At 60.7% G+C, this 26,894-nt stretch carries 28 protein-coding genes; 6 read left to right on the top strand and 22 right to left on the bottom strand.

Features of this window, described 5'->3' with window-relative positions; genetic code table 11:
• From HF921_RS03475 to moaB, 20 genes are all read right to left on the bottom strand, one after another.
• The coding region (locus tag HF921_RS03475; protein WP_215854635.1) for an ATP-binding protein at positions 1-1,623 on the bottom strand (1,623 nt) is incomplete at its 3' end.
• Positions 1,604-3,772 carry a Mu transposase C-terminal domain-containing protein gene (locus HF921_RS03480; RefSeq protein WP_215850198.1) on the bottom strand — a complete coding sequence of 723 codons (2,169 nt, stop codon included), beginning with the start codon at positions 3,770-3,772 and terminating at the stop codon, positions 1,604-1,606. The genes HF921_RS03475 and HF921_RS03480, both read right to left, overlap by 20 nt.
• Complete coding sequence (locus HF921_RS03485) at positions 3,769-4,599, bottom strand: TnsA endonuclease C-terminal domain-containing protein (RefSeq protein WP_215893313.1); 831 nt, start codon at positions 4,597-4,599, stop codon at positions 3,769-3,771. Before HF921_RS03485 ends, HF921_RS03480 begins: the two co-directional genes overlap by 4 nt.
• Before the next feature lie 176 nt (positions 4,600-4,775).
• The gene (gene glmS / locus HF921_RS03490) at positions 4,776-6,620 is read right to left on the bottom strand and encodes a glutamine--fructose-6-phosphate transaminase (isomerizing) (RefSeq protein ID WP_215893314.1); all 1,845 of its coding nucleotides are present in this window, start codon (positions 6,618-6,620) and stop codon (positions 4,776-4,778) included.
• 46 nt (positions 6,621-6,666) lie between these two features.
• On the bottom strand, positions 6,667-8,034 hold the full coding sequence (gene glmU / locus HF921_RS03495) for a bifunctional UDP-N-acetylglucosamine diphosphorylase/glucosamine-1-phosphate N-acetyltransferase GlmU (RefSeq protein WP_215893315.1): 1,368 nt from the start codon (positions 8,032-8,034) through the stop codon (positions 6,667-6,669).
• A gap of 131 nt (positions 8,035-8,165) precedes the next feature.
• Complete coding sequence (locus tag HF921_RS03500) at positions 8,166-8,591, bottom strand: F0F1 ATP synthase subunit epsilon (RefSeq protein ID WP_064219375.1); 426 nt, start codon at positions 8,589-8,591, stop codon at positions 8,166-8,168.
• Between the two features lie 3 nt (positions 8,592-8,594).
• On the bottom strand, positions 8,595-10,004 hold the full coding sequence (gene atpD, locus HF921_RS03505; protein WP_064219376.1) for a F0F1 ATP synthase subunit beta: 1,410 nt from the start codon (positions 10,002-10,004) through the stop codon (positions 8,595-8,597).
• Between the two features lie 41 nt (positions 10,005-10,045).
• On the bottom strand, positions 10,046-10,912 hold the full coding sequence (gene atpG / locus HF921_RS03510) for a F0F1 ATP synthase subunit gamma (RefSeq protein WP_215893316.1): 867 nt from the start codon (positions 10,910-10,912) through the stop codon (positions 10,046-10,048).
• A gap of 9 nt (positions 10,913-10,921) precedes the next feature.
• Positions 10,922-12,466 (bottom strand): F0F1 ATP synthase subunit alpha, encoded by a 1,545-nt coding sequence (gene atpA / locus HF921_RS03515; RefSeq protein WP_215849589.1) that lies wholly within the window; start codon positions 12,464-12,466, stop codon positions 10,922-10,924.
• A gap of 16 nt (positions 12,467-12,482) precedes the next feature.
• Positions 12,483-13,022: a F0F1 ATP synthase subunit delta gene (locus tag HF921_RS03520; protein ID WP_064219379.1), complete on the bottom strand. Its 540-nt coding sequence runs from the start codon at positions 13,020-13,022 to the stop codon at positions 12,483-12,485.
• 10 nt (positions 13,023-13,032) lie between these two features.
• On the bottom strand, positions 13,033-13,512 hold the full coding sequence (gene atpF, locus HF921_RS03525; protein ID WP_215859849.1) for a F0F1 ATP synthase subunit B: 480 nt from the start codon (positions 13,510-13,512) through the stop codon (positions 13,033-13,035).
• A gap of 42 nt (positions 13,513-13,554) precedes the next feature.
• Positions 13,555-13,812, bottom strand: coding sequence for a F0F1 ATP synthase subunit C (gene atpE / locus HF921_RS03530; protein WP_064219381.1), 258 nt, complete (start codon positions 13,810-13,812; stop codon positions 13,555-13,557).
• A 42-nt stretch (positions 13,813-13,854) separates the two neighbouring features.
• Positions 13,855-14,604 (bottom strand): F0F1 ATP synthase subunit A, encoded by a 750-nt coding sequence (atpB, locus tag HF921_RS03535; RefSeq protein WP_215893317.1) that lies wholly within the window; start codon positions 14,602-14,604, stop codon positions 13,855-13,857.
• 2 nt (positions 14,605-14,606) lie between these two features.
• A complete protein-coding gene (locus HF921_RS03540; protein ID WP_226817545.1) occupies positions 14,607-15,005 on the bottom strand; it encodes a hypothetical protein in 399 nt (132 codons plus the stop codon).
• A 63-nt stretch (positions 15,006-15,068) separates the two neighbouring features.
• Positions 15,069-15,917 (bottom strand): ParB/RepB/Spo0J family partition protein, encoded by an 849-nt coding sequence (locus HF921_RS03545; RefSeq protein WP_064219384.1) that lies wholly within the window; start codon positions 15,915-15,917, stop codon positions 15,069-15,071.
• Entirely contained in the window at positions 15,914-16,696 is a 783-nt protein-coding gene (locus HF921_RS03550) for a ParA family protein (RefSeq protein WP_081258093.1), read from the bottom strand. The genes HF921_RS03545 and HF921_RS03550 overlap by 4 nt, the downstream gene beginning before the upstream one ends.
• A gap of 46 nt (positions 16,697-16,742) precedes the next feature.
• Positions 16,743-17,405, bottom strand: coding sequence for a 16S rRNA (guanine(527)-N(7))-methyltransferase RsmG (gene rsmG, locus HF921_RS03555; RefSeq protein WP_215859847.1), 663 nt, complete (start codon positions 17,403-17,405; stop codon positions 16,743-16,745).
• A 5-nt stretch (positions 17,406-17,410) separates the two neighbouring features.
• Positions 17,411-19,285 carry a tRNA uridine-5-carboxymethylaminomethyl(34) synthesis enzyme MnmG gene (mnmG, locus tag HF921_RS03560; protein WP_215893318.1) on the bottom strand — a complete coding sequence of 625 codons (1,875 nt, stop codon included), beginning with the start codon at positions 19,283-19,285 and terminating at the stop codon, positions 17,411-17,413.
• Positions 19,286-19,292: 7 nt separating this feature from the next.
• Positions 19,293-19,784 (bottom strand): copper resistance protein NlpE, encoded by a 492-nt coding sequence (locus HF921_RS03565; protein WP_215893319.1) that lies wholly within the window; start codon positions 19,782-19,784, stop codon positions 19,293-19,295.
• 10 nt (positions 19,785-19,794) lie between these two features.
• Positions 19,795-20,400: a molybdenum cofactor biosynthesis protein B gene (moaB, locus tag HF921_RS03570; RefSeq protein ID WP_226817544.1), complete on the bottom strand. Its 606-nt coding sequence runs from the start codon at positions 20,398-20,400 to the stop codon at positions 19,795-19,797.
• Between the two features lie 83 nt (positions 20,401-20,483).
• On the opposite strand from moaB, the gene HF921_RS03575 reads away from it, so the two are divergent.
• The 6 genes from HF921_RS03575 (at position 20,484) to HF921_RS03595 (ending at position 24,893) form a co-directional block, all read left to right on the top strand.
• Positions 20,484-21,413, top strand: coding sequence for a magnesium transporter CorA family protein (locus tag HF921_RS03575; RefSeq protein WP_215893320.1), 930 nt, complete (start codon positions 20,484-20,486; stop codon positions 21,411-21,413).
• Between the two features lie 30 nt (positions 21,414-21,443).
• Positions 21,444-22,385, top strand: a complete 942-nt coding sequence (locus tag HF921_RS03580) for a magnesium transporter CorA family protein (protein ID WP_215849582.1) — start codon at positions 21,444-21,446, stop codon at positions 22,383-22,385.
• A 9-nt stretch (positions 22,386-22,394) separates the two neighbouring features.
• Positions 22,395-23,294 carry a CorA family divalent cation transporter gene (locus HF921_RS03585; protein ID WP_215849581.1) on the top strand — a complete coding sequence of 300 codons (900 nt, stop codon included), beginning with the start codon at positions 22,395-22,397 and terminating at the stop codon, positions 23,292-23,294.
• 10 nt (positions 23,295-23,304) lie between these two features.
• Positions 23,305-24,219, top strand: coding sequence for a CorA family divalent cation transporter (locus HF921_RS03590; protein ID WP_215892115.1), 915 nt, complete (start codon positions 23,305-23,307; stop codon positions 24,217-24,219).
• Positions 24,220-24,286: 67 nt separating this feature from the next.
• Complete coding sequence (locus HF921_RS13295; RefSeq protein WP_226834316.1) at positions 24,287-24,517, top strand: hypothetical protein; 231 nt, start codon at positions 24,287-24,289, stop codon at positions 24,515-24,517.
• Positions 24,492-24,893 (top strand): methyltransferase family protein, encoded by a 402-nt coding sequence (locus tag HF921_RS03595; protein ID WP_226834315.1) that lies wholly within the window; start codon positions 24,492-24,494, stop codon positions 24,891-24,893. The genes HF921_RS13295 and HF921_RS03595 overlap by 26 nt, the downstream gene beginning before the upstream one ends.
• Before the next feature lie 5 nt (positions 24,894-24,898).
• Here HF921_RS03595 and glcF read toward each other — a convergent pair whose 3' ends face one another.
• Together glcF and glcE are read right to left on the bottom strand one after the other, a co-directional pair.
• Positions 24,899-26,131, bottom strand: coding sequence for a glycolate oxidase subunit GlcF (gene glcF / locus HF921_RS03600; protein WP_215893322.1), 1,233 nt, complete (start codon positions 26,129-26,131; stop codon positions 24,899-24,901).
• 9 nt (positions 26,132-26,140) lie between these two features.
• Positions 26,141-26,894 (bottom strand): glycolate oxidase subunit GlcE (glcE, locus tag HF921_RS03605; RefSeq protein ID WP_215893323.1); only part of this gene is annotated, 754 nt, incomplete at its 5' end.

A 26,894-nucleotide genomic window follows, 5' to 3' on the forward strand; every position in this document is an offset into this window, starting at 1 on the left:
GCCCGCCGCAAGCAATGCATCGTAAGCGGATACGCCCCCTTTTTTGGCCGAGATGATCGTCCGGAGGTCCTGCGCATCCACGGGAAGGAGTGTTTTCGCGGTTTTAGTAGCGCTTGTAGTCGACTTGCGCGGTTTCTTAGAGGAATTGGCGGGTGCGCGATCACGTAATTTAGCCGTAATAATGCCCACGAGATCTAGCGCGGACAGGCCCGGATGCTCTGCTTCGGCTTCCGCCACCAGGATTTCCGCGATGTCCCCAGCCAACCCGAGCTGTTCCAAAATAGGCAGAAGGATGCCGCGCACATCCAGATTCGTGCTTGCCGCCTTTTCGGTCGTGGCCGAAGCCACCGGAGAGCGGGTGGCGAGGACAGGTTGCCCTGGCATGCAACTCAGCGCGTCGCTGAACACCTGCAGAACCTGGTCCTGCATGGGGCGGATGTCATCATATTGTGCGATCGCCTCGCGATCCCCACGTTTCAACGCATTGATCATGGGCGCGATAAGCCGCATGTGCTCACTAGCCACCTGTCGCAGCAGACCAGCGTCGATACGTTCAGGGCGACGGTTCAGAACCCCGAGCTGAATGGCGCGCAGCTGCGCCATCATGAAGAGATTGATCAACACGTCCACAATCCCCTGGCTCTCTTCATATAACACCTGACGGACTTCGTCGGTGAGCGGCGATATCTCCCGCGTCCACTGGTAGGTCCACATTCGCTCGACAAAGTAATTCCAGGTCGGCTCGTTCTCCATGCGCTCCCAAACCAGACTCCCCAGACCGCTCGCGCGACGTGCCTGCCGGAAGTCTCCCTGCAACAGGGGCAGCGCGCCCATCGTGCCGATGAGGATCACCGGGATACCAATGGTATTCACCAGGGTCACGAGGAAGTTCAACAGCGCTTCGGCCCCAGTACCTGGCGCTTCCCGAATGTGCTGGATTTCATCGACAATCAGCACACCCAATGCGTGCAGGTTCGCGACATGCGCCATATGCACCATCATCTCATCGACAGATCGCCGACTACTCCCAAATTGCGCGCTATAACGCGTGCCCAACAAGTCATCCATGCTCCGAAAGAAGCTGATGCAAAGCTGCTTGGGCGACCCTTTGTGCGGACTATCCAGCTTGAGCCAAACCACTTGGTCGAGACTGCGGGGCTCGGCATGGTGAATTTTTTGCGGATATAACTCCAATATTCTGGCCATGCCGTAGCTTTTGCCAATGCCGGAACATCCAATCAGCGCAAAACTGCTCGCGGTTGACCGGACAGAACGTCCGCCGGCCATGAGATCCTTTTCAAATACCCGGGTAGCGCCTTCCCGGACGCGGCGGGTATAGTCAGCCGTGGTGGGGTTGCGACACAGATAACCTTGACGGATCAGAAGGCCAAATTTTGCTTCCAGGCTGAGGTGGGTTTCCAGCGGCTCAAAATAGCCTTTAAGCCGCGAGATGCAATGGGCGCGCAGATGCGCGGGATAATCACGCTCCGCCGCGTTGAAGGTGGGTGGAGCCGCCATGGCCAGCAAGGCATCATGCGTTGACATGGGAGGCGGCAATTTCGCGATAAAGGGGTTATCCCGATATTCGGGCAACGTGAGGTCCTCATCCGCCGTGGTCGTCATCGCCCTGATCCTCCCGTTGCCCGCGCATAATATCCGCTATCCCGGGGAGACGATAATCGTCGGTCTCTTTTGTTTTGGGAAAAGGCAGGACTGCCGCAGTTCCCGGCGCTTCCTCACCGGGAGGAAGCATCCTGAAAGCCTCCCGCTTTCTGTTTTCCTGACTCTCCTTGCTACGATTTTCGCGGATGTTTCCTATCCGCTGACGCGCGCTGCCAGAGGGTGGGGGTGCTTCCGATCGCATGGCTTCCGCCTCATTCACGATCCCCTTAATTTTTTCATTCAAGTTGATGCGGCCACGAAGGGCTTGCGGCTCATGATTCCTTTGGCTTCGCCTCTCTTCGCCATTTACCTGAAGAATTTCCCATAGCATTCGACCCCGATGATGACGGCTTTTCTCTGTGAGCGTGCAGGGGATAAATTTCCCGCGCTTGACGTCTTCGTGCAGATAAATCTCGTCCATGTGGCGAGGATCATAGGAGATGCGAACTTTCCAGCGTCCCTTTTGGCGTGCGCGTTCGAACCAGTGCTCTTCCATCGCTTTTTCACAGGTGTAAAAGCAGGTCGCATAGCGGATTCCTGTAGCGGTGACGGTCGCATCGTCGCTCGGCATCAAGCTCAACTGGACTTTTTCCGGCGCGAATGCGCGTAAGCTACCACTACGATGGGCAACACCCCACTCCCACAACTCGCAAGGAATTTCCGGTACCCGGTCGGCGATCATATCCGGTGACTTTTCATATTCACTGAGCGGGTGCTGATTGTTGTAATACAGAATGCAGCAGAGAATGATGCGGGTGAACTGGTCTATATCGAGAGTCGCGTCGAGGCGGTAGTCCCTGGCGCCGCGCTCTTGGTAATCCGGAGCAACAAAGCCCGGCGTAAAGGCCTTGAAACGCGCGGGAAGCAAACGAAACCGCTGTTCCACGATGCCTTTCCAGTCCGCCCGGTACGGTGCGGCATTCTCGACGTGCACCTGATAATTCTTGATGAGCGTCTCTATGGTCTTGCCCGCAATTTCTCCCTTATCGCCCAGCAATACGTCGGGCATGGCCTGACACGGCCAATCCGCGTTCTGAATATCAACACCGAACTGACGGCAATAGGCCACTTTTGACGTTACGGCGTTCGTCAGCGCCATCATCGCACTGACCCAGGACGGACCTTCCAGGCCCACGTATACGCCCGTAATCATTCTGCTGAAAACGTCTATCAAGATATAGAGTACGGGTCGCCCCACGATCATGGTGCGGTCGTATCTGGAAACCAGGTATACGTCCGCGATGGTGGCATCAATCTGATAACGCGATGCCGGGCCAACGGTTTCGGCCGTGGAGGATCCCAGGATTGCCCGCATATCCTTGTCATATACTCTGGGGGTGCGGCGTATACGATCCAGACGGAAGACGTCGTTATCCTTCTCATACCAGTAGCGGAATTGCCGCAAGCTGGGAATATATTTTTGCGGAACCAGTTCCTGCTGGCCGGTGTGTTCGTTGATGACGCGTTCGCAAAAATTATCGGCAATCAGCTCGTCGTAGGCACCCCGAAAATCCAACTGACTATTGGTGATGAACTTCTTTGTGGCAACAGCGCGAAATAGCTGCCGCATCTCTGACGTCACGTTGACGCCCAGATCGTCTCGATCAGGAATGCGCCCGCGTTTTTTTTCAGAAACGGACTTGTCTTTGCCCAGCCCACCACACCGCGCATAATCAGGCAGTAGAGCGTTGGGTGTCATGCCGCGCTGCCAATACCGGCGCAAAAAACGGTAAATCGTTTGCTTGGTTACTCCAGATTCTTCCATGCCTCTTTTAACCGCTTCACTACGGGCAATGGCATCGAAAATGGCCGGTTGATCAAAAATCAGCGGACGAATCGTCTCCCAGGCGGAGTCGCGTTTGTCCCGGTAGACATCTGATATGTTTTCATCCGCCAGTGCGAGTAGCCATGGGTCATTCTCAACCACACGCCACTCGCCGGCATCGCGCATCTTCTCCATTTCCTCCGCTTGATAGAATTCTGGCAGGGCATTGGCATCGCGAATGTCGATGACATACAGACCCCGCATTCCCGGATCAATCCAGAGCACACGCTCAACTCGGTGTTCCTCCGGAAACTCCAGCAAAAGATTCACAGACAAATCCTTCATCCGCTGGCCCTCCTGGATTCATCCGTGGGCACCTGAAATTGACGCAATGGCCAGGTGTCCGTAATAGCCGTATCCATGGGACAGGAAATCGCCTTCCGTGCCAAGAGGTGACGGATAAGCAGGAGACTGTCGCCCACATGCATAGCAAGTTGCTGGTCCATGGCCAGACAGAATTGCCTCAAGGTGGTTGCGGGATGGGACGGGAGTGCCCGCAACAGCAGGCGTGCCTTTTCTTGATAGTAACCTTCGTAAGGCGCGGTCAATTGGTCAAGGGTAATATAGGGATGCAGCCATGCAATGTTGGTGACTATTGCTTCGGGGATATCTCGCTCAGTAATGATTCCCCAGTCCACGCCCTGCTGTACCCAATAGCGCCGTTCGATTTCCAGCTTATCGATGACGCGAGGTTTCTCGAGTTCGCTGGCGGGCTTGACGGCACGGGCCAACTGCTTCAGCTTCCCTTCATAAGCGATATCGACCAAAAAATCCGTAGTCATGACTATTTCTGTAGCGGCGTCTCGCGGATGCTTTATATCGAGATCCGCGGCAATACGGCGGGTGTATTCACGGTCGAGGGGATACTGCTCGCGGATGTCCGTAACGGTATCCGCCCAGTCAAACTGGTAAAAAGTATCTCGCTCAATGTCGGAGAGGAGGTGGTGTACGCGGCCGGTCTTGATTCCGGCAATTCGATGTGAGCGGCCATGGGAGGCCACATCCTGTATGGTCAGCCACGGCTTGTAACTTGTACCGCGGCCTCGCCCTCGCCCTTCTTTCTGGAAGCGCACGATTTTGTCTTCATCAAACGCGTAACGCCGGCGAGCCATAGCAGGTATCCCCAACCTGATGATCTGTGAGTCAGCATACACCTTCACTCCAAAGCTGAAAACACAGGATGATACTTTTTTGTCGAGGATGATACTTTTTTGTTCAGGATGAAACTATTTTGTCCGGGATGATACTTTTTTGTCCGTTAACAATTTGCGCGCCGATGGATGCCGCATCACTCCACCGTCACGCTCTTCGCGAGGTTACGCGGCCGGTCCACATCGGTACCCTTCACCAGCGCCGCGTGATAGGCCAGCAACTGCACAGGGATAGCGTGGACGATGGGGGAGAGCAGACCGGCATGACGCGGCAGACGCAGCACATGCACGCCCTCGCTGGCGTTAAAGTGGCTGTCCGAATCAGCGAATACATAAAGCTCACCGCCACGGGCGTGGACTTCCTGCATGTTGGCGGCCAGCTTTTCGAGGAGGCGGTCATTGGGCGCGATCACTACCACCGGCATGTCGCGGTCCACCAGGGCCAGGGGGCCGTGCTTCAACTCGCCCGCGGGATAAGCCTCGGCATGGATATAGGAGATTTCCTTGAGTTTGAGCGCCCCTTCCAGCGCGATGGGGTAGTGCAAGCCGCGCCCCAGAAAAAGTGCATGATCCTTGCTGGCAAAGCGCGCCGCCCAGCCCTGAATCTGCGGCTCCAGATTCAGGGCGTGCTGGACACTGCCCGGCAATTGCCGCAAAGCATCCAGATGATCAGCCTGCTGCGCATCGTGCAGACACCCCTGCGCCTTGGCCAGGGACAGGGCCAGCAGATAAAGTGCCGCCAGCTGGGTGGTGAACGCCTTGGTCGAGGCCACGCCGATCTCGGGACCGGCCCGGGTCAGGAAGCGCAGCGCCGACGCCCGCGGAATGGCGCTCTCCGCGACATTGCAGATGGCCAACGTGCGGGTATGGCCGAGATCCTTGGCACGGCGCAAGGCCTCGAAAGTATCCAGCGTTTCGCCGGATTGCGAGAGAGTCACCACCAACTGGCGCGGGTTCGGAATGGAATCCCGGTAACGATATTCGTGCCCCAGCTCGGCCTGCGCCGGAATCCCGGCAATGCTTTCCAGCCACTGGCGCCCCACCAGTGTCGCGTAGTGACTGGTGCCGGAAGCCAGGAACAGTACGCTATCCACATCCCGGAAAACGTCCGCGGCGTCCGCGCCCCAGAGATCCGCCAGATCGAGCTGGCTGTTCAGCGCGCCCTCCAGGGTGTCGGCCAGGGCGCGGGGTTGCTCGTGGATTTCTTTCTGCATGAAGTGACGATAAGGTCCCAGATCAACAGCCGCCGCACTGAGCTGACTCCAATGTTCTTCACACTGCCGTGGCACTCCGGCCTGATCAGTAATCCGCAAGGCCTCCCGCCGCAGCAAGGCCACATCGCCATCTTCCAGATACAGCACACGCCGGGTCACCGGCAGCAACGCCGCCACATCCGAGGCGAAGTAATGCCCGTCATCGGCAATGCCCAGCAGCAGCGGGCAGCCCATCCGTGCCACGCACACGCTCTCCGGGTCGCTGCTTGAAATCACCGCGATGGCATAAGCGCCGCGCAGCTCACCCACCGCCAAGCGGGTCGCCGTGAACAGGTCTGACGCGCTCCGCCGATAATGGTGTACCAGATGCGCGATGACCTCCGTATCGGTCTCGGAGGTGAAGGTGTATCCCGCCGCTTCCAGACGGGCGCGCAAGGCATGAAAGTTCTCGATGATGCCGTTATGGACCACAGCGATCTGCTCATGGGAGATCATGGGATGTGCGTTGCATTCGGCGACGCCACCATGGGTGGCCCAGCGCGTGTGGCCGATGCCCACCTGACCCTGCAAGCCACGCTCGGCAACCGCGGCAGCCAATTCGGCGACGCGCCCCACGCTGCGCACCCGCAGCAAATCCGCGCCTTGCGTCCCCTCTTTCAGGATCGCCAAGCCGGCCGAGTCATAGCCGCGATACTCCAAACGCCGCAGCCCCTCCAGAATCATGGGGACCAAATCTGTTTGGCTCACTCCACCGACAATCCCGCACATAATTCTGCTCCCCTGTAATCGAAGACGATGCCGGTACTACCTGGCGCTATTTTTTCTCACGCCGTGGCCGCTGCCAATACGGAATGGTACGCTGCGGACTGCGACTCAGCGTCAAACCACCCGCTGGAACCTCTTTGGTGATGGTGCTGCCCGCACCAATGGTGGCGCCATCGCCAACGGTCACCGGCGCCACCAACTGACTGTCCGAACCGATGAACACATCATTGCCGATAATGGTGCGGTACTTGTTGGCACCGTCATAATTGCAGGTAATCGTGCCCGCGCCCACATTCACTCCGGTACCGATCTCCGCATCGCCGATATAGCTCAGGTGATTGGCTTTGCTGCCGGCACCAATTTTTGAGGCCTTTACCTCGACATAGTTACCGATATGCGCGGCTTCGCCGATCTCCGTTCCGGGGCGAATCCGCGCAAAAGGTCCAATCCGCGCCCCGGCGGCAATTCGCGCACCTTCGATGAGGCTGTAGGGCAAAATCTCCACGTCGTCGCCAATCTGTGCATCCTGCAAAATCGCACCGCTACCCACGCGTACGCGGTCACCCAGATGCACCTCGCCAACAAACAAGACGTTGGGATCCACCCAGCAGTCCTGGCCGCAGGTGACCTCACCACGGATGTCTATCCGCGCCGGATCCGCCACCCGTAATCCCTGCATTTGCAGAGCACGCAGTTGCTGCCGCTGAAACACGCGCTCCAGATCCGCCAACTGCATGGGGTCATTCACCCCCAGGGCTTCGGTCGCATCCACCAGCGTAAAGGGCCAGACGGCGTAGCCATCCGCCCGTGCTGCCAGCACCACGTCCGTCAGGTACATCTCGCCCTGGGCATTGCGTGCAGACAGTCCTTGCAACCAGCCCTGCAGAGGCGCCACCGGCAATATCATCATCCCAAGATTCACTTCGCGGATGACCCTTTCGTCCGGCTGACAGTCCTTGTGCTCACGGATACCCTGCACCTGGCCGTCCGCATCGCGGAGAATCCGCCCGTAACCGTGGGGTGCGCTGAGCGATGCGGTCGTCAGCCCAAGTGCTGATGCCGGAGTTTGCTGGAGAAATTCGCGCAGTGTCGCGACCGTTAAGAGCGGTACATCGCCGTACAGCACCAGTACCCGGTCCGCTCCCGTGAGACCCGGCAACGCCGATTTCAGCGCATCGCCGGTGCCGAGCTGCTGCGCCTGGGTCCACCAGATCGCCTGCGCGTCAGGGAAGACGGCCTGCACGGCATCGCCGCCGAAACCGGTCACTACATGGATACGCCGTGGCGACAACTCCGCCGCTGTAGCCAGCACGTGGGCGAGCATTGGTTTGCCCCCGAGCGCTTGCAACACCTTGGGCAGGCCGGAGCGCATACGCGTCCCCTGCCCGGCGGCGAGTATTACGATATCCGTCAACATAGCGCTATTCACCTCCGCAAAATCCGCCAACATTCCGGCCCAACTGCCTTACCATAAATAAACCCCAGCCGCCTGATGGCGACCGGGGTCTGTATGATACGTCTGAACCAGCATGCGATCTCGCCGGAGCGTTAGCGCAGCAGCCCCTGTTCCCGCAAACGTTGCACCGTCTTCAGACGCGCGATCTGCTCAAGCAATTCCGCCTGAGCCGCCGCGTACTCCATCCGATCCGCCTGGCCGGCCATCCGGGCTTCAGCAGCCTGCTTGGCCGCCATGGCCTTGGCCTCATCGATGTCCGTCGCGCGCTCCGCCGAATCGGCCAGCACCGTCACCAGGTGCGGTTGAATTTCCAGCACGCCGCCGTTGACGAAGAGATACTCCGTCTCCGCGCCATGTATAATCCGCAACTCACCTGGACGCAGCCCGGTCAGCAGCGGTGCATGGCGCGGCAGAATGCCGAGTTCGCCCATCTCGCCGGGGGCCACCACCATATCGGCGACCCCCGAGTAGATGCTGCCCTCGGCACTGACGACCTGCACATCTATGGTCATCGCCATGGCTTAGCCCTGTTGCAGCTTCTGGGCCTTGGCAATGGCTTCGTCGATGGTACCTACCATGTAGAAGGCCTGCTCGGGCAGATGATCGTACTCACCGGCCACGATCGCCTTGAAGCCGCGGATCGTCTCCTTCAATGAGGCATAGGTACCGGGGCTGCCGGTGAACACTTCCGCGACGAAGAAGGGCTGCGACAGGAAGCGCTGGATTTTGCGCGCCCGGGAGACCAGCAGCTTGTCGTCCTCCGACAGCTCGTCCATGCCGAGAATGGCGATGATATCCTGCAACTCTTTGTAACGCTGCAGCGTCTTCTGGCAGGAACGGGCCACATCGTAGTGCTCCTGACCGACAATCGCCGGGTCGAGCTGACGGCTGAAGGAGTCGAGCGGATCAAGGGCGGGGTAGATACCCAGCTCCGCGATTTGCCGCGACAGTACCACCGTGGCGTCCAGGTGGGCAAAGGTCGTCGCCGGGGACGGATCGGTGAGGTCGTCCGCAGGCACGTAAACGGCCTGCACAGAGGTAATGGAGCCCACCTTGGTCGAGGTGATACGCTCCTGCAACCTGCCCATTTCTTCGGCCAGCGTCGGCTGATATCCCACGGCGGAAGGCATACGCCCAAGCAGCGCCGACACTTCGGTACCGGCCAGGGTGTAGCGGAAGATGTTATCGATAAACATCAGAATATCGCGGCCCTCATCACGGAAATGCTCCGCCATGGTCAGACCGGTCAGGCCGGCGCGCAGGCGGTTGCCGGGCGGCTCATTCATCTGCCCGTAAACCAGCGCGACCTTGTCCAACACGCCGGAATCGGTCATTTCATGGTAGAAGTCGTTGCCTTCACGGGTGCGCTCACCGACGCCGGCGAACACCGAGTAACCGGTGTGCTCGATAGCGATGTTGCGGATCAGCTCCATCATGAGCACCGTCTTGCCCACACCCGCGCCACCGAAGAGGCCGACCTTACCGCCCTTGGCGAAAGGACAGACCAGGTCGATGACCTTGATGCCGGTTTCCAGCACCTCGGTGCTCGCCGCCAACTCATCAAATGCCGGTGCCGGACGATGTATGGCCTTGCGCTCCTCCGTCTGTACCGGACCCTTGCCGTCCACGGGGTCACCGAGGACGTCCATGATGCGGCCCAACGTGCCGTGACCCACCGGCACGCTGATGGGCGCACCGGTACGTTTCACGGCCAGACCGCGCTTCAGGCCTTCGCTGGGACCCATGGCAATACCGCGCGCCACGCCGTCACCCAACTGGGCCTGCACTTCGATGGTCAGGTTTTTGTCGCTGACCACGATGGCCTCCATAATCTCCGGGACCTGCCCGCGAGGAAAGGCCACGTCGATCACCGGCCCGATCACCTGGACGATATGGCCGACGGCGTTTTCTTTAGCAACCGCTTCGCTCATGATTTAACCCTCAAAAATTCCAAAAATGCTGTGCACAATCGTCAGACCGCCGCCGCACCGGCGCTGATCTCTGCGATTTCCTGAGTAATGGCTGCCTGGCGCGCCTTGTTGTAAGCCAACTGCAGGTCGCCCACCATGCGCTTGGCGTTATCCGAGGCGTTTTTCATGGCAACCATACGCGCGCTCTGCTCACAGGCCAGATGCTCGATGACCGCCTGATACACCACTGATTCCACATAGCGCTGCAACAAGCGATCCAATACCGGACGGGCTTCGGGCTTGTAGATGTAATCCCACATCTCCGCGCGAGGTTCCGCGAGCACCTCAGGCTTTTCCACCGGCAACAACTGTTCGACCGTAGCCCGCTGCAACATCGTATTCACGAAGCGGGAGGAGACCAGGTACACCACGTCGACCTCACCCCTGGCGTAAGCATCCGCCATCGCCCGGATGGGTCCGATCATATCGGCCAGATGCGGTTTGTCACCCAAGCCGTTGAGCTCCGCGACCAGATGGGCGCCGTGGCGCCGCAGGAAGCCCAGCCCCTTGTTACCCATGACCGCGAGATCAGAGCTGATGCCCTGCTCGTGGAGGTCGTGCATCTTGTGGACGACATTGCGCAGCACGTTCACATTGAGCGCGCCACAGAGGCCGCGATCCGTGGTCACCACGATAAAGCCCGCCTTTTTGATGGGACGCACCTGCATCAACGGATGTTCGTACTCGGGATGCGCCTGCGCCAGATGTCCCAATACCTCACGAATTTTCTCCGCATAGGGACGGGCGGCGCGCATCCGCTCCTGCGCGCGCCGCATCTTGCTCGCAGCCACCATCTCCATGGCACGGGTGATCTTGCGCGTGTTTTTAACGCTCTTGATCTGTCCGCGGATTTCCTTGGCATTGGCCATGCTACTCTCCTAGTACGTCGAACTGGACTTGAACTGCTTGATCGCCGCGTCGAGCCGCTTCTTGAAGTCGTCCGTCAGCTCTTTTTTCTCTTCAAGCCCGGCCATCAGGTCCTTGTCATTGCTGTGCAGGTAAGCCAGGAGTGCCTTCTCGAAAGGGCGCACATGGGCCACTTCGACATCATCCAGCGCACCACTGCTGGCGGCGAAGAGCGCCACCGACTGTTCGGCCACCGACATGGGCGAGAACTGGTCCTGCTTCAGCAACTCGGTGACACGCTTGCCGCGCTCGATCTGCTTGCGGGTGATTTCATCCAGATCCGAAGCAAACTGCGCGAAGGCCGCCAGTTCGCGATACTGCGCGAGATCCAGACGAATGCCGCCGCCCAGCTTCTTGATGATCTTGGTCTGCGCCGCGCCACCCACCCGCGATACCGATAAACCGGCATTGATAGCCGGACGGATACCGGAGTTAAAGAGGTCGGTTTCCAGATAGATCTGGCCATCGGTGATGGAAATCACGTTGGTGGGCACGAAGGCCGAGACGTCACCCGCCTGGGTTTCGATGATGGGCAGGGCGGTCAAAGAACCGGTTTTGCCCTTCACTGCACCGTTGGTGAATTTCTCGACGAAATCGGTGTTGACGCGCGCCGCGCGCTCCAGCAAACGGGAGTGCAGGTAAAACACATCACCAGGATAGGCTTCACGGCCAGGCGGCCGGCGGAGCAACAAGGAGATCTGGCGATAGGCCCAGGCTTGCTTGGTAAGATCGTCATACACGATCAGGGCATTCATACCGCGGTCGCGGAAGTATTCGCCCATGGTGCAGCCGGCATAGGGCGCCAGATACTGCATGGCGGCGGACTCCGAAGCGTTGGCGGCGATCACCGTGGTGTACTCCATCGCGCCGTGCTCCTCGAGCTTGCGCACCACGCCAGCGACGGTCGAAGCCTTCTGACCGACGGCGACATAGATGCACTGCACATCCTTGCCTTTCTGATTGATGATGGCATCGACGGCGACCGCGGTCTTGCCGGTCTGCCGGTCGCCAATGATCAACTCGCGCTGACCACGACCGATTGGCACCATGGCGTCAATTGCCTTGATACCCGTCTGCATGGGCTCATCAACGCTTTGCCGTTCGACCACGCCGGGCGCGATTTTTTCGAGAACGTCGTATTCCTCAGTTTCGATGGGGCCTTTACCGTCGATAGGCTGGCCCAGGGCATTCACCACGCGACCCAGCAGCGCCTTGCCGATGGGAACCTGCATGACCCTGCCCGTACACTTGACGACGCCGCCCTCTTCGAGGCCGGAGAATTCGCCGAGCACTACCGCGCCGACGTTATCCTGTTCCAGGTTCATGGCCAGCGCGAAGCGGCCGCCGGGGAGTTCCAGCATTTCACCGTACATCACGTCTTCCAGACCGTGAATACGAAGAATACCGTCACTCAAGCTGATGATAGTGCCCTGCGAGCGCGTTTCGACACGGCCTTCGAAGCCGGCGATCCGTGCGCGGATCAGTTCACTGATTTCCGATGGATTCAGTTGTTGCATACTATTTCCTCAAGACTTAGCTGCGAAGGGTTCGGGCAAGTTGCTGCACTTGTCCACGCACGGAGGCATCTATGGTGAGATCACCCGTATGAATAACTAGGCCACCAATCAAAGCGGCGTCCACCGATTCCCGGAACGCGACCTGGCGACCGGCAAAACGGCGCTCCAGCGCCGATTGCACGGTCGTCTTCTGATTGGCATCCAGGGCGACGGCGCTGGTGACCAGAACGTCGACAATGCCCTCTGCGTGCCGCAGGGCTTCATCGAAAAGCGTGCCGATCTCGGCCGTCGCGGGCCACCGATCATGGTGGATCAACAAAGCCAGGAATGCCTCCCAAGCCTTGCTATCCACCTTTACTGGCGCCGCACTGAGCAGCGCCACTTTTTCGGCGTCGGCACGCTCGGGATCACTCAGAAAAGCCTGCGCCTGCGCATCCGCGATCATCGCGGCAAGTACCCGCAGAGCATCCGCCCAAGCCTGTTCCTGGCCGCTCTCTTTCGCCAAACCATAAAGCGCCTCGGCATAGGGGCGCGCCACCGTGATCAGATCGGCCATGGGGGTCTCCTCACAATTGGCCGACCATGCGGTCGATGATGTCGCGATGCGTCTTATCGTCGATTTCCCGATGCAGGATGCGCTGGGTGCCATCGACCACCAGGTCCACCACCTGACCGCGCAACACTTCACGCGCCCGGTTGGTTTCGACGTCGATTTCAGCGCGCGCGCCGGCGATGATGCGATCGGCCTCCTCCCGCGCCTTACTCTGGGCCTCTTCGCGCAGTTCCACACCACGACGCTCGGCGTTGGCGACAATTTCCATCGCCTTTTCCTTGGCTTCACGGAGCAGTTCTGTCGCCCGCTTTTGCGCCAGGGCCATTTCTTCCTTACCACGTTCCGCTGCTGCCAGGCCATCGGCAATTTTCGCACGACGATCGTCCATGACCCTGCGCAGAGGACCGTACATATACTTGTACAACAACGCCACCAGGATGACGAAGGTGATCAACTGAATGATCAGTGTTCCATTGATACCTACCGGATTCATGACTACCTCACTTGAAAGTGGGCCGGCTCAGCCGGTCCAGCATCAGCCCACCAGGAACGGGTTGGCGAAGAGGAACCAGAAGCCGAAGGCCAGAATAATGAAGGGGAAAGACTCCATCAAACCGGCAAAGATGAAAGTATTCACCAGCAACTGCGGGCGCATTTCCGGCTGGCGGGTGATGCCTTCGATGGTCTTTGAGGTGATCAGACCCCAGCCAATGGCGGAACCCAGACCAGCGGCGCCAAAAATGATACCTACGGCAATGGCAGTAGCAGCAACGATGATGGTATGTGCGTCCATGATAACTCCTTACAAGTGTCGCAAAGTGGAATAATAAACTTGTTAATGATCCTGCATGTTCGCCATGCCGAGGTAAACCACGGTCAGCACGGTGAAAATGAACGCCTGCAGGATGATGATCAAACTTTCGAACAGGGACCAGACCTCGCCCAAAGCCCATTCTCCCCACCAGGGCAGCATGGCCAGCAGCAGGAAGACCAGCTCACCGGCGAACATGTTGCCGAAAAGTCGCAGACCAAGGCTCAACGGCTTGGTGATTTCTTCAATCAGCGACATGATGATATTCATCGGCGCCAGCCAGATACCGAAGGGATGGGTCAGATAGGTCTTGAAGTAGGAGAACCCCTTGACGCGCAGATTGGTCGCCACCATCAGCAGGAAGATCGCGATGGCCACGCCCAGCGTCGTATTCAGATTGACGGTCGGGGTGATGCGGAACTCCGTGATCCCAAACCAGTGCGCGATCATACCGGGTAGGTAGGCGGGGATAACATCCAGGCTGTTCATCAACAGAATCCAGAGAAAAACCGTTATCGCGACGGGCGCGATCAAAGGATCTTTAACGGGGAAACTGCCTTGCACCAGGTCGTCAATGAAATCGACCACGCCCTCCAGCCAGTTCTGCATCCCGCTGGGGACGCTGGCCTGCAAACGTGCGCCAACCACCATGGCGGTGATGACCAGAATGGCGGCCATGACCCAACCCATGACGATGGTGTCGAGATTAAAGGTCCAGAAGCCTTCGCCGATGGACCAGTTTACGAGGTGATGGGCGATATCGCCTGATGCCACGCTTAACTCCTTTGCCTGGAACGTTCCCGCACCAGAAATGCCAAAAATACGAAATGGGTCAGCAAGAATCCGGCGACCAGCCCGACAACCGGCAGGTGCAACCAGAATATCGCAAAAATCAGTCCGAGGATGGTGATAATCCAGCGCTGCAACACCGCTCCGCCCAGGCGCTGTGCAGCGCGTTGCGTGGAGGCGGGGAGCGCGATAAGGCGTCCACCCAAAATGAGCATGTTGATCACGCTCAAAAATGCGGCAAAGAGTACTGCGTAGGCGGCTTCTCGCCCCCAGCGCCAAGCCGCTATGGCGGCCAGCAGCAGGGCCAACGTCAACACTGTTGCAGTCACTCGCCCAACATAGGACGAAAAATTCACCATCCCCGTTTGTTTTTCTTGCTCTTTCAATGGGCGGGTCTTGAATACGCGCAGAGTCTAAACAGGCTGGTGCAGCCCGTCAAGAGAGGAATATCAGCTTTCATCATCATCGAGCGACACGCCCAGGAGCTGAAAAAGCCCCGCCTCCTGTTCCGGATCATCCCAGCGAATCCGTAACTCGCCGCCCCGCCCTTGCGCACGCAGCTCGACGGACAGCCCCAGGTGCGCGGCGATTCGGGCAGAAAGCGCGGCGATATTGGGGTCCGGCTCGGCCTTGGGTGCTTTGGCCCGGCCCTCGGCCTGGACCAGTCGCTCGGTGGCCCGCACACTCAGGGCCTCACGGACGACTTTTTCCGCAAGCCGCACCTGGCGCCCGTCCGGCAAGGTCAACAGGGCGCGGGCGTGTCCCGCGCTGAGGGCGCCATTTTCGACATGAGGATGGAGATCTGGACAAAGGCGCAGCAGGCGCAACTGATTGCTGATGGCGGCACGGGAACGACCCAGAGATTCCGCCAGCGCTTCGTGACTGAGGCCAAACTCGTCGAGCAGGCGTTGCAGGGCCTGGGCTTCTTCCAGGGGATTAAGGGCCTGGCGCTGGATATTTTCGATAATGCCGATGGCGAGGGCTTGTTCGTCACTGCACTCCCGGATCACCGCGGGGATATGGCTGAGGTTGGCCAACTGCGCGGCCCGCCAGCGGCGCTCACCGGCAATGATTTCGTAGCGACCGCCGCCGATGGCCCGAATAACGATGGGCTGCACCACCCCCTGACTGCGGATGGAGGCGGCAAGCTCTTCCAGAGACTCCTCGCTGATCAAACCGCGTGGCTGATAACGGCCGCGTTGCAGCAGATCAACGGGAACTTCGCGCATGGCGCCGCCCGCGTTCCCTTCACTGGCGAAGAGGGCGTCCAGTCCGCGCCCGAGACCGACCCGCTTCACTCCACCCACTCGCGACGTAAAAACTCAGCGGCGACACCCTGATAGGCCTGCGACCCGGCACAGGCCGGATCATATTCCAAAGCGGCGCGGCCAAAACTGGGGGCTTCGGCCAAGCGGATATTGCGGGGAACCACCGTACGATAGAGTTTATCCGGGAAATGGCGCTCCAGCTCCAGCCCTACTTCGGAGGAGAGGCGATTGCGCATGTCGAACATGGTTCGCAGCAGGCCATGCACTTCGAGCTGTGGATTGAGTTGCGCACGCACCCGGCGCACGGTGCCGAGCAACTGGGCCAGGCCTTCGAGGGCGTAATATTCGCACTGCATGGGAATCAGCACGCCATCTGCGGCGACCAGTGCGTTAATGGTCAGCATATTGAGCGCGGGCGGGCAGTCGATCAGCACATATTCGAAGTCATTCACTGGGGCCAGCGCATTTTTAAGATAGCGCTCACGGTTGGGGCGGCCATAAAGCTCAACCTCCGCCCCGGCCAGATCGGGGCTGGAGGGCGCGAGAGAGAGACCCGCCGGAGATGCGTTCAGCAGCACCGCGCTCAGCGGCAATTCGCCGAGGAGGACGTGGTAAATGGTCGACGTCGCGCCGCCGCCGAAACCAAGGCCGGTAGTGGCGTTGGCCTGGGGATCGAGATCGATCAGGAGGACGCGTTTGCCCACCTGGGCCAGTCCGGCGGCCAGGTTGACGGCGGTGGTGGTCTTACCCACCCCTCCCTTTTGATTGGCAATAGCGACAGTGCGCATGATGACTGGATGGACTTCCATCTTCGACAGTGGTTGCCCTTAGAGTACCCCGTAGCGGCGCAGGGGGCTAGGGCGTGGTTACGGACACCTCCCAGGAAAGCAGCAGACGGGGCGGCAGGTCGGGAACAGCGAGTTCCTGACGAGCGATGCGGAGGGTCGCGGCACGCGGCCAAGCGGCCAACTCCGCCTCGACACCCGGACCCTTCTGAGCGAGCACCCGCGTGTGCGGACCCTGCAAGTGCCGGGTCATGGCGTCGAGACGGACAAGGGGCGCGGTGGCGCGGCTGATAATGACTTGCGGGAGGGAATCGGGGTGGTAGTCTTCGCTGCCCTGTGGAGCGACTTGCACGTTGGCCAGGCCGAGGTCCGCGACGGCATGGCGGAGGAAGGCCACCCGCTTGGCCGCCGGTTCAACCAGAGTAAACGGTTGCGCCGGGCGGCAAATGGCCAGGGGGATACCGGGCAATCCGGCGCCGCTGCCGATATCCACCACCGCGCCCGCCGGCAGGTAGGGTAGCACCGCCAGACTGTCCAGCAGATGGCGGGGCACCATCTCCAGGGGATCGCGCACCGCCGTCAGGTTGTGGGTCGCATTCCAACGCTGCAGGAGAGCGAGATAGCGGACCAGCAGATTACGCTGCTCGGCCTCAACATGGTCGAGGCCGAGGGCCGCCAGTCCGGCATCCAGACGGGCGCGCAACACCTGCGGAGATCGCTCCGGCTTGGCCATCGGAATCAGCCGGCCTGCTGCAGACCACGACGTTTCACGTGGATCAGGAGTAGAGAGATGGCCGCCGGGGTGACACCAGGGATGCGGCTGGCCAGGCCAATGGTCTGGGGCCGCTGACGGGCGAGACGCTGCAGCACTTCGGCAGAGAGGCCGCGCACCGCGGCGTAGTCCATGTCGGCGGGGATATCCGTGCCCTCCCAGCGCGCGGCGCGGGTGATCTCATCGTGCTGGCGGGCGACGTAGCCGGCGTATTTGCATTCGATCTCCAGTTGCTCCCGGGCCTGGGCATCCGTACAAAGAGGCAGTTCGATGGCGTTGAGCAGGCTGACGTAATCCCAATCGGGGCGGCGGAGGAGTTCGAGGGCGCTAACATCGCGGGAGAGGGGCTGCTCCGTCTTCGCCGCGATACGCCCGGCGCTGGCGCTGCCGGGGTGGATGCGCAGGCCTGCAAGGCGGCGGCGCTCCGCCTGCACGATGTCCTGCTTGGTACTGAAGGCCGTCCAGCGCGTGTCATTTACCAACCCCAACGCCCGGCCATGGGGAGTCAGGCGCAGGTCGGCGTTGTCTTCGCGCAGTTGCAGGCGATACTCGGCGCGGCTGGTGAACATGCGGTAGGGCTCGTCGAGACCGCGGGTGACGAGGTCATCCACCATCACCCCCAGATAAGCCTCATGGCGGCCGGGCGTCCACGCCGCGAGGTCGCGGGCGCGGCGGGCGGCGTTGAGTCCGGCGAGCAGCCCCTGCGCCGCGGCCTCTTCGTAGCCGGTGGTACCGTTGATCTGACCCGCACAGAAAAGACCGGGCAGGCGCTGGCTTTCGAGGCTGAGGTGGAGGTCGCGAGGGTCGAGGTAGTCGTACTCGATGGCATAACCGGGACGCAGGAGAACGGCGTTCTCCAGACCGCGCATACTGCGCACCAGTTCCACCTGCACGGTAAAGGGCAGGCTGGTGGAGATGCCGTTGGGATAAACTTCGTGGGTATCGAGGCCTTCCGGCTCCAGAAAGATCTGGTGGGAATTCTTGGCGGCGAAGCGCACGACCTTATCTTCGATGGATGGGCAGTAACGCGGGCCCACCGACTGAATGTGGCCACCATACATGGCCGACTGGTGCAGATTCGCGGCGATGATCTCGTGGGTGCGAATGTTGGTATGGGTAATATGGCAGGCGCGCTGGGGCACCGCGATGCGCTGGGTCATAAAGGAGAAGGCGGGCGGCGGAGTGTCGCCGGGCTGCGCCTCCAGTACGCTGTAGTCGATGCTGCGACCGTCGATGCGCGGCGGCGTACCGGTCTTCAGGCGCGCCACCGGAAAGGCCATCGCGCGCAGGCGCTGGGCGAGGGCGTTGGAAGGCGGGTCGCCGGCACGGCCGGCGGCGTAATTCTGGTCACCCATGTGCACCCGGCCCCCGAGGAAAGTCCCCGTGGTGAGGACGACTTGGGGTGCGCGCAGCACCAATCCCGTTTCGAGGACGACGCCCGCGAGCGCATCACCCTCCATGAGCAGATCGCCGACCATGCCCTGGAACAGTTGCAGGGCGGGGAGGTCTTCGAGCAGGCGCCGCACCGCGCGTTTGTAAAGGCCGCGGTCGGCCTGGGCGCGGGTGGCGCGTACCGCCGGACCCTTGCTGGCGTTGAGTGTGCGGAACTGGATACCCGCCTGATCGATGGCGAGGGCCATGATGCCGCCGAGGGCGTCGACCTCTTTGACCAGATGCCCCTTACCGATACCACCGATGGCCGGATTGCAGGACATCTGGCCGATGGTGTCGAGGTTCTGGGTGAGCAGGAGTGTGCGCACTCCGAGACGGGCGGCGGCGGCGGCCGCTTCCGTCCCGGCGTGACCGCCGCCAACGACGATGACATCAAATTGATTTTGCATGCCGGGATTATCCGTGCTCCCGCCGGGTTTTGGCAATTTTTTTCAGGATAAAACGCGCCGCGAGGGGGCCCCTGATCACTTTGCCATCCCTACCCAGTTGGGTGAGCCGGTTTGCGCCGACACGGTAGAGCGCCGGCCCAGCGCTCACGCCCTCCAGCCGGATGGTGTTGCCATCGACCCAGGAGAACACATTCCCGCGCCGAAAAAGCTGGTCATCACGACCCACGTATTGGGTGGTGATTTCATAGGTGTGATCTTTATGTAACGTGATGATCTCACGCACGCCGAGGCAGTCTGCGCAGGGCAGCACACCCGCATAGGTGCCAACCCAGTCCAATGTCGCATGACGGGTGTGGGCGATGCCCGGCTTCGGGGCCGGCGTCCGGGTTGTTGCGGCCGGTTGAGTGGCGCAACCGCCCAGGAGAATGGCGACGGAGAGAAACAGGGCGCGTTGCGCATAACAGGCGTCCCAGCGCGTCCGTTTTTCGTCGTCGGTCATGGCCAGATCCTCAGTGCTCGTGGCGGATGCGCGGCAACAGTTCGCTGAGGTTGCAGGGGCGGTGCCGGATATCCAGTTGCGGGATGATGATGGCCTCCATGCCGAGACGGACGCCGCCGGTGGAACCGGGAAGAAGGAACACGATGGTGCCGTCGCAGATGGCGGCTTCGGCACGGGACTGAATGGTGCTGGTGCCGATCTCCTGATAGGAGAGCATGCGGAAGAGTTCGCCGAAGCCGGGGATGGGCTTGCTGACGAGGGGGGCGAGGGCTTCGGGGGTGACGTCGCGACCGGTGACGCCGGTACCGCCGGTGGCGATGATCACGTCGATGGCGGGGTCGGCGATCCAGTCACGCAGTTGCGCGCGCAGGCATTCGGCGTCGTCGGCGATGATCCGGTGGACGGCGATCCGGTGTCCGGCCTGACTGGCGAGCTCGGCAATTTTGTCACCGGACTTGTCGGTTGCTGGCGTACGGCTGTCGGAAACGGTGAGGATGGCAATGGCGAGGGGTAAAAAGGCTTTGCTTTCGGGTGGCTGCTGCGCACTGCTCACGGCGGTATTCCCTTTACAGGATGACGGAAAGTCCAGTATAAAAGGCTCCGTCCTGCGGTCCAAGGGGCACGGCGTGCGGCGCCCTCCATAAGCGCCGACTCCGGGCACCGGCGCCGAAATAGCCCGCTTCTGATCTGGAGAGCATCATGGATGTGTCCCTGCCAGCAGATTCGCATGCCCTGACGTCGGCGCCCGAACCGGCGGCGGGCGGCTGGCAACATCTCACGGCGCCGCTTCCGGCGGACTGGCAACGGGCGGGGCAGGCGGCGGACGACTGGGACTTTGCCCAGGATATCCTCGATCCTGATGAGCGCTCCTGGCTGCGCCGCGATGGCGCGCGCGTCTTCATTACCTTGCAATTCCCGGTGAAAGGTAATGACGCGGATGCCGATAGCTGGGAACAACGGCCCCTGGGCATCATCCTGCAAGGGAACCGGATTACCACGGTGCTGGCCCGGGATTTGGCGCCGTTATCGCCTTTTTTCGCGCAGATGGAGCATCTTTCCAGCCCGCCGGAAAGCGTCGAAATCCTCGCCGCCATCCTCAAGATTCTGGCGCAGAGCTACGAAGACGCGCTGCATCAACTCAATGCCGCCATCCACGACAACGAGCAGCAACTGGACTGGACCCAGAGCAATGGCGACTTTTTCACCCTGCTGGAGATCAGCAAAAGCCTGACCCGCTTTGAGGTGGCGCTGGTCGGCAATATCGCCACGGCCTTCAAGATTTCCCGTTTGCCGGAAATCCGCGACGATCTGCCCGCCGCCCAGCAGATCGACACCGCCCTGCTGGAATTGCAGGTAGCCCATGAGCGGGCGCGGGTCTACGCCGGAACCAGTACGTCGATGATGGACGCCTACGCGGGCATGGTGCAGAACAACATCAATCATGGTCTGAAGGTGGTGACGGTGCTGGCCATGATCTTTTATGTGCCGAGCCTGCTGGCGACCCTCTACGGCGTAAATACGACCCTGCCGTTCCAGAAGACGGACTGGATTTTTTGGATCGTGCTGGGTCTGGGGGCGAGCATTTCCACCGGGCTGGCGCTGATTTTCAGGCGGAAAGGCTGGATATGAACGAACTGAAGGGCGCACGGAGGGAGCGGAATGCTGCATTGGTTTAACGAAAAGACGGATGCCGAACTGAAAGTCACCGCCGACTTCGAGTGGCCACCGAGCGCGACCTGGATTCAGGTGGTGGCGCCGACGAGCGCGGAGCTGGATTTTGTCGCCAAGCATTTGCAGGTGCCGGATTATCTGTTTCAGGACGTTTCCGACGAGGATGAGCGCCCGCGTCTGGAGCGGGAGGGCGATATCGTCCTGATCATCCTCAAGGTGCCGGCCCCCATGCAGGCCGCCGCCGAACTGCACTTCCGTACCCTGCCCGTGGGGCTCTGGCTCCTGCCCCAGCAGATGGTGACGGCCAGTGCCCAGCCCCTCGCCCTCTGGGACGAGTTGCGCGGGCAGCGCCAACGCGGTAAGCCCCTGCATGTGCGCGGGCTGCTGGCGGAGATTTTTCAGGCCATCGCACGGGACTATTTGCGCGCCCTGCGCATTATCAATACCGAAATTGCCGCAACCGAGAAAATACTTCGCAACTCTCAGAACAACAACGAATTCTTTAGACTTCTCGCGCTCAACAAGAGCCTCATCCTCTTTTCTTCGGCGCTCAAAGGTAATATCTCGGTCGCGCAGCAAACCATGCGCCTGCCGCTGCTCAAACAAGGCGAGGGCGACCTGGAAGACATCGCCGACGCCCTCATCGATCTTCAGCAGGCGCGGGACATGACCGAAATTTACGCCTCCACCATTACCAACATGATGGATGCCTATGTCGGCGTGCTGCAAAACAATATCAGCAACACCCTGAAAATCATCACGGCCTGGACCGTGGTCGTGGCGGCCCCGGCAACGGTGGCGAGCATCTACGGGATGAACGTACCCCTGCCCCTGCAGAATTGGACTTATGCGTGGCCGGTACTCATGGGGGGCGGATTTGCGATATCCGGGATGCTGTTCATGATTTTCCGCAAGAGAGACTGGATCTGAGCGCGCGCCATGGGTTGCCAGTTTTACGATAAAAGCGCAGGGGCATGGGTCGCCGCCGAACGCTATACGGCGGACGGACTTTTTCTGCTGACGCCGGAGCAGGTGGGTCGGTGTCCGCAATTGGAAGCCGCGCTGCGGCACTGCGTAGAACAACGTCTTTGTTGTCGGCATGAGGAGATAACCCTGCGCCTGCCCGTAGCGCTGCTGGAAGAAGATGCGCAGTTCGGCACGGTGGCGCGGATGGCGCACCTGACTCTGCATCATACGCCACGGAGTCTGGCGATTCTGGGCGAGGAAACGTTGATCCAGCCGCTGCAGCAGGACTGGCTGGGCGAGTTGCGGCAAAGCGCCATGGGCGAAGTGCTGCAGCGCGTGCTGCTGAACGTCATCTATAGTCACGAGCGGGTGGCGCGGGTGCTGGTGGAACGCTTGCAGGCGCTGCGCATGGCCCTCAAAACCTCCATGGATAACGTCGAACTGCGCCAGATTGTGGTCCTGAATCGAGACCTCGGCGAACTGGTTATCGCCCTGCGGGAAACCGGCCTCATTCTCCGCGATGCGCTGCGTGCCACACCCGGTGAATCACCGGTCTATCCGTTGCTGGACGTGGCGCTGCGCGAGCAGCGCCGGATAGAAGAGGGCGTGAATCTGATTCATGAGCGCTATCTGACGGTGACCAATGCCTATAATGGCATTGTCCAGAACAATGCCCATACGGTGATGAAGGTGATGACAGTATGGCTGGCCCTGCTCATGATGCCCATCGCTTTCATCATGCCCTGGCACATGATGACGCCCCTGCCCCTCGAGCATTGGCGTTACCTTTGGTTCGGATTGCTCGCCTATGTCTTTGGCGTGACCTGGCTGTTCGCGCACTGGGCGCGCAAACACGGCTTTTTTTCCATGTGAGGGCGGCTCCATGATGCGCATCACCCGCGATTGTCTGCTGTCCGGGAACGCCAACCGGCGGAGCTGGATGGCGTTGGTCGCCCCCTCGGCCAACGAGCTGACGCAGGCGGCGGCGACCCTGGACATCCCCGAGAGCTTTCTGCGCAAACGCCTGGAAGGCGAGGCATCGCGCCCGCTGATCAAGGAAGAGCGATTGATTTCCCTGCAATTCCAGGTGCCACTACCGAAAGAGGGCGCGGCAGGACAATTCACGCTGGTACCTCTGAGTTTGTATTTCGTACCCGGCTATTTTGTCACCCTGACCGAGCGGGAGATTCCCTTCCTGAGCCGATTGATTGATCCGCGGAAACCACGTAAACGCTGGGAACTGGTGCTGCGCATCATCGCCGAAGTCACGCGCAATTATCTGCCCACAGCGCGTTCGGTGGCCCGGGAGATGGCCGTGGTGGAACGGGATCTGCGCCAGGCGCAACGGCATGACGTGGTATATCGCGGTCTGGACATCAATGATCGCCTGCTGGCACTGGATCTGGGCCTGCTGCAACTGGAGTACGTGGTCAGTGAAATCGGCCACTTCCTGCCCGCCGAGGATGCTGACCTGATGGAAATCCATGAAGACACCCGCATCGAGCTGTCCCAGGTGCGGGATCAGGTGGACAGCGATCAGGCGACCATCAATGAGCTGCTGGAGTCTTATGCTTATGTGGTGCACAACAATGTGAACCACCTCTTCAAGTTCATGGCGGCGCTGATTATTCTCGCGACGATTCCGCTCTTTATTCCGGGCGCCGCGGCCATGAATGTGCCGCTAGGGCCTTTTCCACACTGGCGTTATGGCTTTACGGCGGTGACCGGCGGGCTGCTGGTGGTGGAAGCGCTGACGGCGTGGGTATTTTATCGCAAGGGGTGGCTACGGCTGGATTGACGGAGATCCCATAGATCTATGGGATGCGCGCCGTAGCTGTTCATCGCGGCAGCGATATGGCGTAAGGTTGTACCAACCGGGCAAAAAATCAAAGAAGGTGGTGAATGACGGTATCGGCGGTTTTATTGTTGGCGGCGCTATCCGCATGGATATTGCTGGAACTGTATCTGGAATATTTTTTCCGGTCACCCATGCATGCGAACAGACAGGATGGTGGCTCCTCAAGCATATTCAACACCGCGATCTTTGCCAGCGTCGGAAGCTGGGCTTGTATGGTGGCGGCGGAAGTCCGCCATGAGCCGCATATAGCGCTATATCTGCCGCGGGTGGGTTGTTCGCTACTGGTGGCGGGATTACTGTTGAGGTCATATGCAATCATGACGTTAAGGAGATTTTTCACCGTGGACCTGGCCATCCAGCCGGGACATCGACTGATCCGGCATGGACCGTACCGCATGGTGCGCCATCCGTCCTATACGGGGGCGCTTCTGTGTTTCTCCGGCTTGGCGCTGTCGTTTGGTTGCTTGACCACCGCGGTCATGATCATCCTTCCCGTCATTGTGGTCTACCTCTGGCGAATCGCCAAAGAAGAACACATCCTGACGGTCGCGTTCGGACCCGATTATCAAGAATACCGCTATCGCACCTACCGGCTCATTCCAGGGGTCATTTAGCGGGTTCATCTTTGCAGAGCCTCGGCACAAAGCTCCAACCAATGCCGCACCGGTATCGCACACCCACTCTGCAAATGCATCTGACAACCAACATTAGCCGTAGCGATACAATCCGGCTGTTCGGCCTGCAAAGCCTCCAGCTTCTGATTGCGTAACTGCCGGGACAGCACGGGCTGCAGGATGGAGTAGATACCCGCCGAGCCGCAGCAGAGGTGGCTGTCGCGGACGCCGGTCAAGCGGTACCCCGCCCGTTGCAGGAGCGTTTCGATCCCCCCTTGCAGGCGCTGGGCGTGTTGCAGGGAACAGGGGGCGTGGAAGGCGACGGTGCCGCGATCGGCAGCCACAAAGGGAATTTCCTCGGCCTGGTCCAGGAGCCATTCGCTGGGGTCGCGGGCCAGGGCGGCGACGCGGGCGGCTTTTTCGGCATACACCGGATCGCCTTGTAACGCCTCCCCGTATTCCTTGACCATGCTACCGCAGCCGCTGGCGCTGACCAGAATGGCTTCGGCTCCGGCTTCAATCAGCGGCCACCAGGCGTCAATGTTGCGGCGCATGTAGTCTCGGGCTTCGGCGTGGGCGTTGAGATGCAGACTGAGCGCGCCACAGCAGCCGGCGCTGGCCGGAACCTCGGCGGCGATACCGAGGGTGCCGAGCAGCTGTTCCAGCGCCGCCCCTGTCGCCGGAGTCATGACACTTTGTACGCAGCCGGCGAGGGCGATGACCCGCCGTTGGTGGGCCGGTTTCAAGACGGTGGATCTGGCCGACAAGGGTTTGGGCAGCGCCGGGACCTTGCGCGCCAAGGCTTCCGGCAGCAGGGGTTTGCAAGCATCGCCGAGTTGTAGCAGCAGCCGGAAGCGCTCCGGGTGCGGGACGATAGCACGCAGCAGTCGGCGCTTCAGCCGCTCCACTGCCGGACGGCCCACTTCGGCTTCGATATACTCGCGACCGATTTCCGCCAGCCGCGCGTAGCGCACGCCGGATGGACAGGTCGTTTCGCAGGCGCGGCAGGTGAGGCAGCGGTCCAGATGGGTCAGGGTATGCTCCGTGGCCGGGGCCCCGGCGAAGAATTCCTTGATGAGATAGATGCGGCCGCGTGGACCATCCAGTTCGTCGCCGAGAATCTGGTAGGTGGGACAGGTGGCGGTGCAAAAGCCGCAGTGGACACAAGTGCGCAGAATGGCGTCGGCCTCGGCCACAGCGGGGTCGTCCTGAAAGCGGGGGGCGATCTGGGTTTGCATGGGCGGGCCTCAGAGTGCGGCGAACATGCGGCCGGGGTTGAGCAGGGTATGGGGGTCGAAGGCGGCTTTGAGTCGTTGTTGTATCGCCAGCAGTGGTGGCGCGAGGGGATGAAACACTTCGCCGCCGCGCTCGCCGCCGCGAAACAGCGTCCCGTGGCCACCGTGCTGCGCCGCCAACCGCTGCACGGCTGTGGCATCACGGAAGCCACGCAACCAGCGCTGGCCGCCGCCCCATTCGATCAGGGTCTGGCCGGGGAGGGGCAGAGGCGGTGTGGCGGGGGCGACGGCCAGGCGCCACAAAGGCGCATCCCCCTGAAAAAAGACGTGGCGCTGCTCACGCCAGTCGTCCCAGAAGGATGCCGCCTCGGCATCCGCCAACCGCTCACCACCGAGCCGGGCTTGTGCGGCCTGCACGGCGCTCCCGATGCCCGAAAGACGGACATACAAATGTTCACCATCATAAGCGGTGGCGGAGAGCGGCAGGGGCTGTCCGGCCCAGAGATTCATGCGCTGGATGGCGGCGGCGGGGGCTGCCGACTGCCGCAGGGTCAGGCTGTGACTGGGGCGGGGCAAGACCTTGAGGGTGACATCCAGCAGGACGCCGAGGGTGCCCAGCGCCCCCACCATCAGCCGCGACACATCATAGCCGGCCACATTCTTCATGACCTGCCCGCCAAAGCGCAGGATCTCGCCTTGGCCGTTGAGGATACGCATGCCCAGTACGGCGTCGCGGGCCGATCCGGCGTAAGGGCGGCGCGGACCG

The sequence above is a fragment of the Acidithiobacillus ferriphilus genome (assembly GCF_018854775.1).
Classification (GTDB): domain Bacteria; phylum Pseudomonadota; class Gammaproteobacteria; order Acidithiobacillales; family Acidithiobacillaceae; genus Acidithiobacillus; species Acidithiobacillus ferriphilus.